The 14,447-nt window shown below is 39.4% G+C and carries 13 protein-coding genes; 4 read left to right on the top strand and 9 right to left on the bottom strand.

Annotated features, from left to right (window positions below; translation table 11 throughout):
- Positions 1-18 precede the first annotated feature (18 nt).
- From AOLE_RS09015 to AOLE_RS09000, 4 genes are all read right to left on the bottom strand, one after another.
- Positions 19-1,623: a GMC oxidoreductase gene (locus tag AOLE_RS09015; protein ID WP_013197760.1), complete on the bottom strand. Its 1,605-nt coding sequence runs from the start codon at positions 1,621-1,623 to the stop codon at positions 19-21.
- Positions 1,624-1,703: 80 nt separating this feature from the next.
- Complete coding sequence (locus AOLE_RS09010; protein ID WP_013197759.1) at positions 1,704-3,164, bottom strand: class I adenylate-forming enzyme family protein; 1,461 nt, start codon at positions 3,162-3,164, stop codon at positions 1,704-1,706.
- Between the two features lie 38 nt (positions 3,165-3,202).
- Positions 3,203-4,120 (bottom strand): alpha/beta hydrolase, encoded by a 918-nt coding sequence (locus AOLE_RS09005; protein WP_013197758.1) that lies wholly within the window; start codon positions 4,118-4,120, stop codon positions 3,203-3,205.
- Positions 4,117-5,223 carry an enoyl-CoA hydratase/isomerase family protein gene (locus AOLE_RS09000; protein WP_013197757.1) on the bottom strand — a complete coding sequence of 369 codons (1,107 nt, stop codon included), beginning with the start codon at positions 5,221-5,223 and terminating at the stop codon, positions 4,117-4,119. Before AOLE_RS09000 ends, AOLE_RS09005 begins: the two co-directional genes overlap by 4 nt.
- Positions 5,224-5,371: 148 nt before the next feature.
- Between AOLE_RS09000 and AOLE_RS08995 the strand changes: the two genes are divergently transcribed.
- The 3 genes from AOLE_RS08995 (at position 5,372) to AOLE_RS08985 (ending at position 8,542) form a co-directional block, all read left to right on the top strand.
- Entirely contained in the window at positions 5,372-6,070 is a 699-nt protein-coding gene (locus AOLE_RS08995) for a TetR/AcrR family transcriptional regulator (protein ID WP_013197756.1), read from the top strand.
- A 615-nt stretch (positions 6,071-6,685) separates the two neighbouring features.
- On the top strand, positions 6,686-7,489 hold the full coding sequence (locus AOLE_RS08990; RefSeq protein WP_023274225.1) for an oxidoreductase: 804 nt from the start codon (positions 6,686-6,688) through the stop codon (positions 7,487-7,489).
- A gap of 54 nt (positions 7,490-7,543) precedes the next feature.
- Entirely contained in the window at positions 7,544-8,542 is a 999-nt protein-coding gene (locus AOLE_RS08985) for an NADP-dependent oxidoreductase (RefSeq protein ID WP_013197753.1), read from the top strand.
- A 157-nt stretch (positions 8,543-8,699) separates the two neighbouring features.
- On the opposite strand, the gene AOLE_RS08980 is transcribed toward AOLE_RS08985, so the two are convergent.
- From AOLE_RS08980 to AOLE_RS08960, 5 genes are read right to left on the bottom strand one after another with little or no spacing between them, the layout of a single operon-like run.
- Positions 8,700-9,569, bottom strand: coding sequence for a metal-dependent hydrolase (locus tag AOLE_RS08980; protein WP_013197752.1), 870 nt, complete (start codon positions 9,567-9,569; stop codon positions 8,700-8,702).
- A 35-nt stretch (positions 9,570-9,604) separates the two neighbouring features.
- Positions 9,605-10,831 (bottom strand): NADH:flavin oxidoreductase/NADH oxidase family protein, encoded by a 1,227-nt coding sequence (locus AOLE_RS08975; protein ID WP_013197751.1) that lies wholly within the window; start codon positions 10,829-10,831, stop codon positions 9,605-9,607.
- 24 nt (positions 10,832-10,855) lie between these two features.
- Positions 10,856-11,713 (bottom strand): metal-dependent hydrolase, encoded by an 858-nt coding sequence (locus tag AOLE_RS08970; RefSeq protein WP_013197750.1) that lies wholly within the window; start codon positions 11,711-11,713, stop codon positions 10,856-10,858.
- A 13-nt stretch (positions 11,714-11,726) separates the two neighbouring features.
- On the bottom strand, positions 11,727-12,473 hold the full coding sequence (locus AOLE_RS08965) for an acetoacetate decarboxylase family protein (RefSeq protein ID WP_013197749.1): 747 nt from the start codon (positions 12,471-12,473) through the stop codon (positions 11,727-11,729).
- On the bottom strand, positions 12,470-13,273 hold the full coding sequence (locus AOLE_RS08960) for an SDR family NAD(P)-dependent oxidoreductase (protein ID WP_013197748.1): 804 nt from the start codon (positions 13,271-13,273) through the stop codon (positions 12,470-12,472). The genes AOLE_RS08965 and AOLE_RS08960 overlap by 4 nt, the downstream gene beginning before the upstream one ends.
- Positions 13,274-13,380: 107 nt before the next feature.
- Between AOLE_RS08960 and AOLE_RS08955 the strand changes: the two genes are divergently transcribed.
- On the top strand, positions 13,381-14,427 hold the full coding sequence (locus AOLE_RS08955) for an AraC family transcriptional regulator (protein ID WP_013197747.1): 1,047 nt from the start codon (positions 13,381-13,383) through the stop codon (positions 14,425-14,427).
- Positions 14,428-14,447: the final 20 nt, after the last annotated feature.

Genomic DNA, 14,447 nt, shown 5'->3' with positions numbered 1-14,447 from the left:
CTTAAAGGTTGGATATCTCTAGGGTTCTATTACTTTAGACATTGCATATTCAGCTAAAGCAGTAATTGTTAAAGCTGGATTTACCCCAGGATTTGCTGGCATTGCTGATCCGTCACAAACCAATAAGTTTTTATATCCAAATATTTGTAAATTATGATCAATCACACCGTGAGCAGCATCTTTTCCAATGACAGCCCCACCTAAAACATGTGCTGTCGTCGGGATATCAGCTATTGCTTCTAAAATATTACTCTGCGCAACACCACCTGTATAATCAGCTACCCACTGTGCAGCCTGATTTGCAATATCAATGTATGTTGGATTTGGCTTATCACTATTCTGCTTAGTAATTAATTTATATCCAGAACCAAACCAACGCTTTTTAGGTAAAAATTGGATTGAGTTATCTAGAGATTGCATTACCAACAACGTAATCATGTGCTGACTCCACCCAATAGGTGACACTGTTTTCAGCCATTGTGCCGGATGCCGCACAATTTGCCACAACCATTTGAGTGGGCGTGTTAATCGATTTCCGTTACCCACTAAAACGGTATACATCAAACTCATAAAGTCCGCATGTCGCCCATAGGTCAAAAACTCAATATGTGTGTTTTGATCAATATGTACACTGCTACTTGCAGTAACGTCATTCCACGTTTTTAGATCTTTGGGCAATCTTACATTAAGCACAGATTCACTATTGGTACGCACCAATTGTCCCAATTTATTGCTGATATTCGGTAGTGAACCATTCAATTTACAATTGGCTAATAATTCATTGGTTCCCAGTGCGCCTCCTGCAAACACGACACCTTTAGTCGAAAACGTAATTTTTTTAGTAAAGAACAACCCTTTTGTTTGAACTGTAACGCGATAGCCATCACTTCCATCTGATGCATTTAAAGGTTTAATATCAGTGACTTGATGTTCTGGAAAAATTTGAACACCTTTCTTTTCAGCAAACCATAAATAATTTTTACTTAATGAGTTTACTGCTCCGACCCGACAACCAACCATACATGCGCCACAGCGAATACATCCTGTACGCTCTGGACCTTCACCTCCAAAATAAGGATCAGGCACTTTTTTGCCTGGCTCACCGAAAAAAACACCTGTCGGTGCACGCTTAAATCCATCACTACAACCAAAACGAGCTGCCATTTCTTTTGCAATATTTTGATTTGTAGAATCAAACTCAACAGTCTCTACGCCCAGCATATATTCGGCTTTATCGTAAAATGGCGTTAAGACCTGTTGCCAATCATCCCTAAGATGATTCCACTGAGGATTTTTAAAGAACTCTGGCCTAGCCCGATAGAGAACTCCACCATAAACCGTACTACCGCCACCAACAGCAGATTGACTGGGAAAAAAAACATGGCGAAAAATCTTCATTCGCATGATTCCTTTCCATCCAATTGAAGGTACCCATAAAAATTTACTGAGTTGCCAAGTCGATTTAGGCAAGTCCTCATCTTTATAGCGTTTTCCACGCTCTAATACGGCAACTCGATAGCCTTTTTCAGCTAAGCGTAAGGCAGAAACGCTACCACCAAAACCAGAACCTATAACTACCCAGTCGTAATCAAATAATGGGCTGTCAGAAGAAGTGTTTCGCATAATAATTCCTCACTCTAGCTTGTTATCTTTTGGACAACCCATTTTTTAGATGCATGACGATCTTTAGTAATTTCGACATTTTATGCTCCCTGAACTTGATATAGCCCACGAAGCTTAGGTTTATCAATTTTACCAACTGCATTTTTAGGAAGAGTCGGAAGAACAATCACTTTTTCTGGTTGCTTATAACGAGTCAAATGCTGCTTACAATACTGATTTATTTGATCAATTGAACATTGGGTATTAGGCTTAAGGGAGACAAATGCCCAAACTACTTCCCCCCATTTTTCATCAGAAACACCAATCACAGCCGCTTCAAAAACTTCGGATACTTCGAGCAATGTATCTTCAATTTCTTTTGGATAAATATTTTCGCCCCCACGAATAATCATTTCTTTTAATCGCCCAACGATTGAAAGATATCCCTCATCGTCAATTCGACCTATATCACCTGTGTGTAGCCAACCATTTACAACCGTTTTGGCTGTTTCTTCTGGTTTATTCAGATAACCCCGCATAACGTTTTTACCTTGAATCAACACTTCCCCGATTTCACCTACAGATAAATGTTTTCCATTAAAATCAGCTATAGCTATTTTTTGACCGGGTAATGGCAGCCCTACCGTTCCAGCTTTTCTGATACCATTCACTGGATTTAATGTAGAGCCACATGTACCTTCCGATAAGCCATATGCCTCTACTATTGGAAAACCATATCGCTTTTCAAAATTAACGAGTAAGTCAACTGAAGCTGGTGCAGCTCCACAAACGCCATAACGTAAACTAGATACGTCTGGCACAACCTCATTAGGCAAGGCATATAACATTGCATAAATGGTAGGTACAGCTGAAAAATATGTTGGGCGTAATTGCTCTATATCAGAAAAGAAAGTTTCTATATCAAATCTTTGACGGATGGTTACACGACCACCAGAAGCAAGAGGAACAAGAATACTTACTACAATTCCATTGACGTGGAATAAGGGCAAAATTAAAAGGCAGTGGTCTTTTTCAGATATTTGTAATCCCTCACGCCCCATTTCAGTCATCGCTATAATATTAGAATGATCTAACATGACTCCTTTTGGTAAACCCGTTGTACCACTTGTATATATTAATAAAGCCAATGCCTCAGGATTAACAACTGGAGCATGTTGAAACTCATCACCATGCTTGAGCATAGTTACAGCTATTGAAGAGACATTATTATCGATTTTCTCACCTGTTAAATTGATGAGTAGTTTTGCTCCTGAATCCTTTAACTGATGATTTGCTTCTTTGTGCGTAAGCATAGGATTAATTGGAGTTATAGCAGCCCCTAAATACCATGCGGCAAACATGGCAACAACAAATTCAACTTGATTTGGTAGCATAAGTGCGACAACGTCACCCTCACAAATACCTTGGCTATCCATTGTGCCAGCTGCTCGAAGAACAGCTTTATGAAACTCATAATTAGTTAAAGAAATGTTCGAGTCAGAAATGCAGTGAGCATTTGGGGCTTCCTCTGCCCTTAATTTAGAAAGCATAGTAAATTGCATAGTAGTTCCTTTACAAATCTAGATGAAATCACAGCAAGTTAATTGAAATTTTGCTTAAGGAATTGAGTTTGATCGTTAACCAATTGCTCAAAAGCCTCACCTGTATAAAAATCAAAATGCCCTGCTTCATAAAGTTTAATGACCCCACGTGGAGCATGTTTAACGAGTTTTAAAGTTTGGCCTGCTGGTGTAACTGTATCGGTATCACTTACACAAAAGAGTATTGGGCTCTGGATTTTAGAGGCGACTAATCCAGGTCGATATCTTAGAATTTCTGGAATAATTCTTGCGGTTAAGTAATTTACGAATTCGACGCCTTCTGGCATTAATGCTAGATAGCCCTCTAAGGCATCATGAGCGTTCATAAGAGCGGGCTGTCCCGGAGGAGCTGCAATTGGCACCATGACTGGCGGCAATCCAAATAGTTTTGCAAATAAATCTTTGGCTACGACTGGAATTACTTTTAAGGTATCTTTTAAGCCTAGTGCAGACGCTGAAGCTAAACCATCTGTGAATGGACATTGTGCAATTGCAGCTTTAAGTTCTGGATGTCTGCTCGCAATAGTAATTGCATGCCCTCCACCGAAAGAACTTCCCCAAATTCCTACACGCTCACCATCAAGCGACGGATAGTTTTTTACAAATTTTAAAGCTGCTTCCCAATCATCTAATTGGCGATTTACAGACATGAGTTGACGAGGTTCACCACCACTGTCGCCAAGATATCGATAGGTAAAGGCTAAAGCAGCAATACCCGCTTGGGCGAAACGTTCTGCAAAAGCATCTAATCTCATTTCTCGGATTGCACCAATGCCATGCCCAAGCACAACTACAGGAGGTTTTGTTACGCCTTTAGGTAAAAATAGCCATGCAGAACAATAAGTTTCACCTGAATCAAAACGAATATCTTCTTTAACAACCTGATATTTAGAAATATTTACTTGATTTTTATTCATTTTTTATTTCCTTCAGACGCTAATGGAAGTGAGCCACGCTTTAAAGTCTCTTGAAATACTTCAGCATCATAGAAAGGTAATTTTTTACGTTGATCGGTTTGCTCTAGATAGCCTTTCATGAGCTTTTGTGCTGTCTCTGTTGGGGATATATGAATAAATTCAGTTCGCTCTCTATGCAGACCTTCTTCTAATGTTTCCGACCCACCAAAATATGCCGCACGCTTAATTGCAGCTCGTGCTGTTTTAGGACGTTTACTCAAATAAATTGCTCGCTCTAAAGCTTTATCTATCAACTGATCTTTAGGCACGACTTCATCTACATAGCCAATTTCTAACGCAGCTTTTGGAGATACAGGTTTTCCTTCAAGCATCATCATTAACGCTCGATGAGTTCCCACTAATCTCGTTAATCGCTGAGTCCCACCACCTCCTGGATTAATACCCAGTAAGACTTCAGGTTGGCCAATTACATAATTGCCATCAACCATAATTCTGATGTCACAGGCTTGTGCAAACTCGCTACCCAAACCCAGAGCAGAGCCATTTAATGCTGCGATAAAAATCACACCACTTCTATTCATTCGTAAAAAAGTTTCATGCAATTTATCTAATTGCATACCACCATCTAAAGGGGTAAGTTCCGCTAACTGCTCTAAGCCTGGAACTCCTCGAATACTTTTAGATGTACGTGCAACCAAAGAAGAAGTTTTTAGCCCCAGCTTTGGAATACTAGCTCCACCTTCTTGCAACCAACGGACATCAGCATGGGCAATAAAATAATCTGGATGATCCCCAGTAAAAATTACTGCCTCAACAGAGGTATGCTTTTTTTCAAGATCATCTAATAGTTCAGATAACTCTTCAGCCATATCTAGTCCCATTAACTGATAAGGACCGCCATCTAAGTGAGCAATGAGCACATTGTCATGAGTTTCCAATTTAATGTGCTTTCTCTGTATTTCACTATTAATCATTTCAGAACCCTTCTTTATTTGACTAACATTAGCCTTGCTATTACTTGTATTTAACGACTGAGAATAATGGCTACAGGCCGCTAAACTTATTGCTACTGCTGACAAAACAGCACTTTTAAGTATCTTCATGATGCAATCCTAGTCACCACATTTTATGTCTCTAAGCTCGATATCTCGCTGGAAGAATCCGTTCAGCTTTGCTTAACTTTTATTGAAAAAATATGAAATTAGTAGCTACTAAGCATTAACAATAACATTGTTATGGTTTAATATAACAATGTTATTTTTATTGCGCAATAACTTTGTTATGGAAAAAAAAAGTCCTCGTACACGTTTATTAGAAGCAGCAATGCGAATAATCGAAAACCAAGGTCCTTCTCAAATTAAAGCGAGAACTGTTGCTTTAGAAGCAGGTCAGTCCACTATGGGTGTTTATACTCACTTTGGCGGGGTGCCTGAGCTGCTGCAAGCCATAGCTGACGAAGGATTTACCCAACAAGCTCGTTTATTTAAAAGTATAGAAAACACAGACGAGCCAATGACAAACATGTGTTTAATGGCTTTAGAATGCCGAAATTTTGCTATGGCTAATCCGCATCTTTATGATTTGATGTTTGGCTTGTCTATTCAGGGACGATACACACCACTTCGGAGAAGTGAAGCGTCAGCCAATGAAAGTACAGAAGCATTTAAAAATTCTTATTCATACTTACGTCAAGAATGTGTCAATCTGATAGAAGCAAAATATATTCGAGACATTGACCCTGATGTGATGGCGGCACAGTTATGGAGTGCACTGCATGGATTTATTATGTTAGAGCTTGGGCAACACTTTACTAGTTGCCCTAATCCAACCACCGAAATTCTAATTCCAATGTGTATTAATCTAATAGTTGGATTAGGCGCAGAAGCACAAATAGCAGAAAATGCGGCAAATAAAGCTCTAACTATCTGGAATTCAAAGAATATCGTATAAAACTAGCTATATAAAATGATGTCAACCGAGGCATCATTTTATACAATATTCAAGTTATTCTAAAAACTGAATTCCCTTTCCCACAAAGTCTTGATGAAATTGAAATATGCCTCCGCAACTTGTGTCTGGGTAAATAATTAATAAAACTAAACCAAGCGTTTCAAATTCAATCGCGTTATCAGCCATTGCTTAAACAGTAGCTGGAGTTTTTCCTTGTGAACCGCCAACACCCCGATTATCAAAGATGATGCTCCACTTTTCTTTAGCAATCCCATCAATGGCTCTAGGATCCCAATCATCAATTACAGCACTAAAATGATTTAGCAGAATAATTGGTATGCCTTCTTTTTCCCAAATTCACGATAAGTAAATAAAGTTCCATCGACATTGAGCTTTAAGGTTGGTGAATGATTTGCAGAGCTTTTATTTTTTGTATGCAATTTCTTTCTCCATTAATTTTGAAATTGGTTTGAAAATCGTATGAGCCAATAAAAACTAGAAATAAATTCGATAAAAGTCACTATCATTTTAGTAGTAACTATTTTGTTTTTAGATTATGATGAAAATATCAAGGTGAAACTGAATAGCGAACACCTTCAAATTGGAAAAAATGGTATGACTGGTAAAGTAGTTCTAATTACAGGTGCATCTTCTGGTATTGGTTTAGCAACAGCAAACCTTTTACATGAGGCTGGATTTATTGTTTATGGCACAAGCCGACAAGCAAAAGATTCATCAAAATACAAATTTCATCTTATTGAGTTAGACGTAAATCAAGACAATTCAGTTGCCCAAGGCGTTGAGAAAGTAATAGCAACTGAAGGAAAAATTGATGTCTTAATTAATAATGCTGGGTTTGCAATAGCGCCTGCTGGTGCCGAAGAAAGCTCAATGCAACAAGCACAGGCTATTTTTGACACCAACTTTTTTGGTGCGGTTCGAATGACTCGTGCAGTGGTTCCACATATGCGCCAGAAAAAATCAGGATTGATCTTAAATATCAGTTCAATTCTTGGGCTTTTACCTCTGCCTTTTGGCGCACTTTACTCTGCATCAAAACATGCACTTGAAGGTTACTCTGAATCTTTAGATCACGAATTAAGATCTCAAGGTATTCGTGTGTCACTTATTGAACCTGCTTACACTAATACTTCTTTGGGAGTAAACTTACTCGAAGCAGATAATAAAATTTCTTTTTACGATCAAACTCGTGAAAAGCTACATAAACAAATGATTAATTCAATTAATAAGTCAGATGACCCAAGTGTGGTTGCCAATACAATTTTAGCGGTCATTCAAAGTCAACATGTTGTGCCACGCTACACAGCAGGAAAAACTGCAAAAAGCTTAAAAGCGTTAAGACGATTTGCACCTGCAAAGATCTTTGACAAATTAATTCACCGCAGCTTGAAAGTTTAGAATAAACCCAAGCCTATAAAACTTTAAAATAATTTTGAGAAATAGAGGTTTCAAATGAAAGCAGCCTACATTAGCCGTTATGGCAACATTGATGACGTACAGCTCGATGAACAATCTCAACCACCACTAACAGCAGACGCTGTGCTCGTTAAAGTTCATGCAGCCAGCATTAACCCTCTCGACTTAAGAGTTTTAGAGGGTGAATTTAAAGCAATTCTCCCAGTGAAGTTTCCTTTTATATTAGGCAATGATTTTGCAGGTACAGTCGTAGAAGTTGGATCGAAGGTTACCCAGTTTAAAGCTGGAGATGAAGTCTATGCCAAGACAGATTTAAACGGCGCTTTTGCTGAATATACTGTGGTTCAACAGTCTTCACTTGCACTGAAACCGCAAAATATTTCAATGGAACAGGCGGCCGCCCTACCATTAGTTGCCTTAACTTCATGGCAAGCACTAGTTGAAATTGCAAAAGTTAAAGCTGGTCAAAAAGTACTTATTCATGCAGGTTCTGGCGGTGTTGGCTCAATTGCAATTCAACTTGCCAAATCACTTGGCGCTACAGTAGCAACCACAACCAGTGCCAAAAACAGTGGTTGGGTGAAAGAGCTAGGTGCTGACATCATCATTGACTATAAAACAATGGACTTTGAGCAAGAACTTAAAGATTACGACGTAGTCTTAGATACACAAGGCGGGAAAACCTTAGAAAAATCACTGAACGTTCTTAAACGTGGTGGACGTCTTATTAGTATTTCAGGACCACCTGACCATGCTTTTGCAGAGGCAATTAATCCGAACTGGTTCCTAAAATGTGTTATTCCGATGTTAAGCTGGTCAATTCGACATAAAGCAAAAAAACGCGGGATTACTTACTCATTTTTATTTATGCAACCCAATGGTCAACAGCTCTCAAAAATTACTGAACTGGTAGAAGCTGGAAAAATTAAACCCGTAGTTGACCAAACCTATGACTTTATTCAAATTAAAGAAGCGCTCCAATATGTAAATACTGGACGAGCAAAAGGGAAAGTTGTTTTACAATTTGATGAATAAGGTACATAGCTCAAATATTATCTAGATTACGCAAGGGTTCGAAAATTATATAGCCGCTCATATGGCGGCTATAGACCATGAATAAGATGAATTAAAAGGTCTTATTCATTATTTCTGAGCCTAAAAGAAGCAATATTCGTACAAGCTTTTATTTAGTTTAGTTAAGTTCTTTTATTGTAGATAAAAAAGTTAAGGCTTGCTCAGTTGACCCTTCATTTAAAGGGCTGTGGTTGGGGTTAAAGTATCGCAAACATGCAAATATTATATTATCAACTTTCGGCACACGGTCTTGTCGAGCTGCTCGGAAATAATCTTTGAAACGAAAACGATGTGGTAATTGCGCATCTTGTTCTACTAGATTTTCGACAGCAACATAAGCCAAAACAATAAATAGAGGGAACGTGAAAACCGCTGCCCCCACTCGAAGTACATTACTATTGCTAAAATATCTAAACATTGCATCGGCTACTTCACGGTGCTCAACCTCTTCAGCCCCATGCCATTGCAATAAACGTAACATTTCCAAATCGACAGGTGCTTGTTGTAGCCCCTCTGCATTGAGAACCCAATCCCCTAATACTCCAGTCAGATGCTCAGCCGCGGCCACCATTGCTAATCGGGTCGTTAGCCACATCGACTTTAAGCGTGGATGCTTCAATTCATAGCCTAATGGTTTTGGGCCAATCATGTCATTAAATATCCAATTCGTCATCTTGGTATAACGACTTAAATCAATCCCTAACGCCTCTATATGCCGAGTTCCGAGAGTGTGCCCATAACTATGAGCACCCTCTTGTTTAATGAAAGCAATTGCTGCCTCTTTCAGTTTTTCATCTTTAATATAAGGCAATGCATCTCTAAACGTCTGACAAAACCAACGTTCTGGTGCAGGTGTAATTGGGTTAATTGAATTTAATATCTGTGAAACTATGGGATCATCATAAATCCAATGACATGGGGTTTCAGTAAAATTAAATACTGGACGCCGCGGCACAATGACATGGTTTTGTCTGATTAAACTATTCATGATAATAAATCCTTATATATCAAAAGCACTTACCATTAATCCTGAGTCAAAATGTTAAAGCCCATACGTGGACCAAAAGCAATCAATGTACGTACTAAGCCCTTAATCACTTTCTGCTTTTGTCCACTACTAATACGGCGAAATTGCGAAGCATGCCAAGCGAGTTGCAAATAGGCATCTACAGGTTTGTATCCAATGGCTGGAATTTTTGCTGGTTCTAATACCGATTTTCCTGCTAACAGTTGTTTGGCTAAATCAGGCTGTACTGCAAAAGGTCGAGCCAATCCAACCAAATCGACCGTACCATTGGCAACAATATGGTTCATAAAATCTACATCGCGCAGTCCACCTGTTAACATGAGTGGTAATTTGCTTTGTTTACGAAGTGCAGTGGCATAGTCAATAAAATATGCATCACGCTGAGCAGAACGATCTGGTGCATAGCCTAACTGTGCAGGGGATTCATAATTCCCGCCTGAAATCTCTAATAGGTCGATCCCTTCTGCTTCTAAAGCTAATGCAATGTCTATCGATTCTTCCTGACTTAATCCGCCTTTTTGAAAATCGGCAGAGTTGAGTTTTACACTTAATATTTTGTCTTTGCCTATTGCAGCTCGCACAGCCTGAACTGTTTCAATGAGCATACGGCGTCGGTTTTCAGGACTACCGCCCCACTGATCTGTCCGAACATTGGCTAGAGGTGATAAAAATTGTGAGAGTAAATAGCCATGCGCTGCATGCACCTGTACTCCATCAAAACCAGCTTCAATAGCCAGCCTCGCAGTTTGAGCAAATCGATTGATCTGTTCATATATTTCCGCTTCGGTCATCGCACGCGGAATGCGAATAATATTCATGGCAGGTAAATCAAGCCCAACTGCTGAAGGGCCTATTGGCTTTTTCAAAAGTGGTAAAACTGCAACACGGCCGGGATGGTTAATTTGCATAATAATTTTGCTGCCATTGGCCTTAGCAGCCTGAGCCCATAACTTATTTGCTTGCAGAAATTCTGCTGACTCTAAAACCACATTTCGTGGTTCAACAAAAGCACGGTGGTCAATCATCACATTGCCTGTGATTAATAACCCTGCTCCACCTCTGGCCCAAGCTGCATACAACTGTTGTAAGTCAGTGGTCGGTGAACCATGCCGATCAGCAAGTTGTTCACTCATGGCAGATTTGGCAATTCGGTTTGGAATACTAATGCCACAGGCTAACGTTAAAGGACTTGCTAATGTGGGTTTTGAATTAGGTTTTGTCATTTTGTTTCTTCCTAAATTTAAAAATCATTCATTAAGATATAGGTCTTTTAATTTCATCATTTGTTCACGGTTATCGTGTTGCCAAGGATGAAAATCTTTAGAATAAAAATCTAAGTAACTGCGACTAATTTTTCGAATCACACCTTGACCGCCAAGCAAATATTTCAAACCCACATATAGACTTTTAAAATCTCTATTTTTGCCCGAAGCCTTTAAAAGCTCTTTTGTTCCTCTGGTGGTAATGATGACAAAAGAAAGTGTGGTTTCTAACATCACCAACCGTAAGAAATAAGGTCTATTCACTAAAGATTGGTAAACATCAAACGCCACAGCTTTATGCTCTGTTTCTTCAATGGCATGCCAAGCCCAAATTTTTCGCAAATGAACATTAAACAACTCTAAGTCTTCGGGCGCGATACTAATAAAATAGTCCGCTAAAATTGCCGTTAAATGTTCCATACATACCGTGCAAGCCAACTGATGCTCTAAAGAAAATCGTTGCTGCAACATACGGTTCATCTTTTTAAAACGTTTATAAATACGTTCAACTGGATAACCTTTTTTAAGCATGACAGCATTAAGCGCATCGTGCTCTTTGCCGTGATGAGCTTCTTGACCAATAAAAGCTCGGACTTGTTTAAGCAAAATAGGATCGCTAATTTTGTCCTGATAATTACGCACACTATAAATAAACTGCCGCTCACCATCTGGAAAAGCACTCGACAAAGCAGTAAATAACATGGTCAGCAAGGGATTATTTTTAAACCAAAACTCTGGTATTTCATCTGGAAAAGATAAGTCTAACTGGCGCACTGTAATGTCAATTGATGCGGAAATTTTAGAAAAATCTTGTGCTGGCTTTGACTCAAAAACTGCATTCATCTTTATTCTCCAGCTATAAAACGCGTGGATTAAACTGACGTAATAAAAATAACGGCGTACGTAACCGAGGTATTTGAATCGGTGGAATTACCCCTCCCGACAAATCAACGCGATGTAGTCTGGCCTCAATAACTTCGCCTAACCCCATATCATGTAAAGGATCGTTTGCTGTGCCTGTAAAACGTAAGTTCATTTCAACCTGACGCACTTCAACTGGATGCTCTTTCGGGGTGAATCGAACTTCACGGGGTAAACTAATTCCTAATCCACCCGTAATATTCCGATGCGGTAATCCTAAAATTGGAGGTGCATCATGAATGACTTCACCCAGCTTGGCTTCCATTTCAATGAGTGTTGTGCCTCGGCGTGAAGCTTTGCTTAAAATGCGTTTGCCATCATTTTCCCAGCTAATTTCTCCCATCTTTTTAGGGTAGCCTAACAATTCACGGCCAATAATCATGGCGCGGTCATCGTCCAAAATCATCCAAGGACAAAAGATTCCTGTTTTATTGCCAACTTTAATATGAACAAATAGACCCGCTTCATGGTAATCGCCCGTATAGACATTTTCTGGGAAATACGCACAAAACAGATCGGCTCTGGCAGGTTTAACTAGTGTCATTCCAGATGGTAACCAGCGCGCCATTGCTTTTTCATCAATTTCAACAACAGCAGTCAAATATTGAGCATTGTGATAAAGCTTATTGCCAAGATTGGCTAAACCCACAAGCACACGTAAGTCATTAATCAACTGTTTCATGGGCTTAATCTCGAAAATACTTGTTTAAGAATGGGCAGCAAAATAATGCGTGGTGTGTAACGCCCTCCAAAGGTTTGGGCCTGTGCCACGAAACCCGGAATCACAATTCGACAATTTCGATCCATTCCTTGAATGGCTTCTTTGGCGACGCGTTCTGCGGTTACCCAAACAAGACCGCCACCTACACCATCAATTTTTGTAATGCCTGCAACTTCGTTAAAACCAGTTTTCGTTGGCCCCGGAGCCAGTAGCGTACAGCTAACCCCTGTCCCTTTAAGTTCGCTATGTAATGACTCGGCAAAAGAATTGGCAAATGCCTTGGTTGCTGCATAAGTTGCATTTGCTGGAGTCGGCTGATGACCAGAAGTAGAACCCACAATGAGTATTGCCCCAGCTTTTCTTTTAATCATTTGTGGCAACACAGCTAAAGTCAGGTCATGAATTGCCACTGAATTAACTTCAACTTCTTCACGCTCTCGGTCTGCATCTAAGTCTTGTAGGCAACCAAAAGTCGCAAATCCAGCGTTATTACAAAGAATGGCTACTTCAATATTTTCTAAATAATCACGAAATTTAGCTCGCGCCGCCCGATCACCCAAATCACATGGATATAAATCTACGGATATTTGATATTCGGCTTTTAATTTTTCAGCAAGTGCCTCTAATTTTTCTACACGGCGAGCCACTAAAACTAAAGAATAGCCTCGTACAGCAAACTGTTTTGCTAGCTGTTCACCAATGCCTGATGAAGCGCCAGTAATCACAACTCGAGAGGAAGCTTGTGGAATAGGTAAGCTCATAATTGATGCTCAAAATATAGTAAATTGATTATTCCGAACTTTTAACTTGAGCGTGAGATGTGGATCAGACATACTGATAATCATTTTCGGCCATAATAAAAAACAATATGAAAGATCCTTATGGGCTTTCCAAAGCCAGCATTCCTATTTCTTATGCGCATTTGTTACTAGAAATCATGGTCGACAAAGGATTTTCTGCGCTTGAAATTTTGAAGAAAAGTAAAATTCCCTTAAACCTTTTAGATCAACTAGATGCGCGAATTACTCCTGTGCAGTGGTCTAAACTGGCATGGGAAAGCTTGTTATTGTCGAAAGATTCTGGCTTAGGATATGAATATGGGCTAAAACTGCGTTTAACTGCTCATGGCCCGATGGGATATGCGTTAATGAGTAGCCTAAACTTACATCAGGCTCTCGATGTTTCAACGCAATTCTTTAACATGCGATTAAAAGATTACCGCATTGCTCTGCTAGACGATCATGAATTTTCTATTATTGAAATTAAAGAAACTCATCCTGTTGTCAGCAATCAGCCCGCGCAAGTGGAAAAGCTTAGACGATTTTTTTATGAATGTTTGATGATTGGGGTGATTCAAGCTGGTCAGTTTTTGATAGAGCATGACTTTACTGAAATTGAGTTATGGGTGGATTGGCCAGAACCTACCTATCACAAAGCCTCTCAGCATTTATTGCCACCTATTCGATTTAACCAAGCAACTAATCAAATTCGATATAAAAAACAGCTTCTAGATTTACCCATTAAAATGGCAGATCCGATTGCCTTTAAACAAGCTCTGGTGCAGTGTGAAGCTGAACAAATCCGTTTTTCCGAGCAAATTAAAGATATATGCCTGACCGTAAAGGCCGAACTAAACTTAAAACCGCAGGTGGGTTATCCCTCATTTGATGAAATTGCGACTCGCTTAAACATGTCTAGCCGAACATTGCGGCGCCATTTGAACCAAGTCGGTTCTTCATATCTGCAACTGCTTGAAGAAGCTCAACAAAAAGAAGCTGAGCATTTGTTACTTCATAGTGATATGGATATACAAGAAATTGCGCTTTATCTGGGCTATATACAACCTACAAATTTCACACGAGCTTTTAAGAAATGGACAGGTCAAACACCAATTACTTTTAGAACGAATCAATAATGTGGATCTAACAAAATATA

Origin of the sequence: Acinetobacter oleivorans DR1 (assembly GCF_000196795.1) — a bacterium.
Taxonomy (GTDB): domain Bacteria; phylum Pseudomonadota; class Gammaproteobacteria; order Pseudomonadales; family Moraxellaceae; genus Acinetobacter; species Acinetobacter oleivorans.
Note: the sequence above shows the minus strand (reverse complement) of the source record. Positions and strands in the feature narration are given on the sequence as shown.

What these genes read in the sequence shown, in the direction of transcription:
- AOLE_RS09000 (WP_013197757.1), bottom strand. Translation starts at nt 5,223, where the DNA reads ATGAAGATACTTAAAAGTGCTGTTTTGTCAGCAGTAGCAATAAGTTTA.
- AOLE_RS08975 (WP_013197751.1), bottom strand. Translation starts at nt 10,831, where the DNA reads ATGACAAAACCTAATTCAAAACCCACATTAGCAAGTCCTTTAACGTTA.
- AOLE_RS08965 (WP_013197749.1), bottom strand. Translation starts at nt 12,473, where the DNA reads ATGAAACAGTTGATTAATGACTTACGTGTGCTTGTGGGTTTAGCCAAT.
- AOLE_RS09010 (WP_013197759.1), bottom strand. Translation starts at nt 3,164, where the DNA reads ATGCAATTTACTATGCTTTCTAAATTAAGGGCAGAGGAAGCCCCAAAT.
- AOLE_RS08980 (WP_013197752.1), bottom strand. Translation starts at nt 9,569, where the DNA reads ATGAATAGTTTAATCAGACAAAACCATGTCATTGTGCCGCGGCGTCCA.
- AOLE_RS08985 (WP_013197753.1), top strand. Translation starts at nt 7,544, where the DNA reads ATGAAAGCAGCCTACATTAGCCGTTATGGCAACATTGATGACGTACAG.
- AOLE_RS08960 (WP_013197748.1), bottom strand. Translation starts at nt 13,273, where the DNA reads ATGAGCTTACCTATTCCACAAGCTTCCTCTCGAGTTGTGATTACTGGC.
- AOLE_RS09015 (WP_013197760.1), bottom strand. Translation starts at nt 1,623, where the DNA reads ATGCGAAACACTTCTTCTGACAGCCCATTATTTGATTACGACTGGGTA.
- AOLE_RS09005 (WP_013197758.1), bottom strand. Translation starts at nt 4,120, where the DNA reads ATGAATAAAAATCAAGTAAATATTTCTAAATATCAGGTTGTTAAAGAA.
- AOLE_RS08970 (WP_013197750.1), bottom strand. Translation starts at nt 11,713, where the DNA reads ATGAATGCAGTTTTTGAGTCAAAGCCAGCACAAGATTTTTCTAAAATT.
- AOLE_RS08955 (WP_013197747.1), top strand. Translation starts at nt 13,381, where the DNA reads ATGAAAGATCCTTATGGGCTTTCCAAAGCCAGCATTCCTATTTCTTAT.
- AOLE_RS08990 (WP_023274225.1), top strand. Translation starts at nt 6,686, where the DNA reads ATGACTGGTAAAGTAGTTCTAATTACAGGTGCATCTTCTGGTATTGGT.
- AOLE_RS08995 (WP_013197756.1), top strand. Translation starts at nt 5,372, where the DNA reads ATGTTATTTTTATTGCGCAATAACTTTGTTATGGAAAAAAAAAGTCCT.